Source organism: Vibrio sp. ZOR0018 (genome assembly GCF_963865925.1).
Classification (GTDB): Bacteria; Pseudomonadota; Gammaproteobacteria; order Enterobacterales; family Vibrionaceae; genus Vibrio; species Vibrio anguillarum.
In genome coordinates this window covers 690-1,007 of record NZ_CAWMCN010000065.1, presented here as the reverse complement: position 1 = coordinate 1,007, position 318 = coordinate 690, and the positions used below count along the sequence as shown (strand labels likewise).

At 44.3% G+C, this 318-nt stretch carries 1 protein-coding gene; it reads right to left on the bottom strand.

Annotation, left to right across the window (positions count from 1 at the left end; genetic code table 11):
- A partial coding sequence (locus tag AACR75_RS02765; RefSeq protein WP_231564229.1) for a transposase occupies positions 1 to 318 on the bottom strand: 318 nt, incomplete at both ends.

The following is a 318-nucleotide window of genomic DNA, read 5'->3' as shown; positions in this document are numbered from 1 at the left end:
AAGTTGTATGTCAGTAGTATTCCCCAGAGCTCTTGTCTCACGAGCTCTGGGAGTCGGCTTCGCAGTGTAAGGCGGTTACCCAGCATGTATTGTTTTTGCTCTCGGTACCCCAGTTCAATTTCCCAACGGTATCCATATAAACCGACTATATCTGATTTGGGATAAAGCATAGAGTCAACCATTGAGGTGAGAACATCGTATTGCTTACCCTCCTTGATTATCGAGATTAAACGTACTACAACCTCTTCTTCTAACTCTGGCCATTTCTTACGCGTTTGCGGGTTACTCTTCAGTTTTATCAGTTTATCTTGTCGGCCC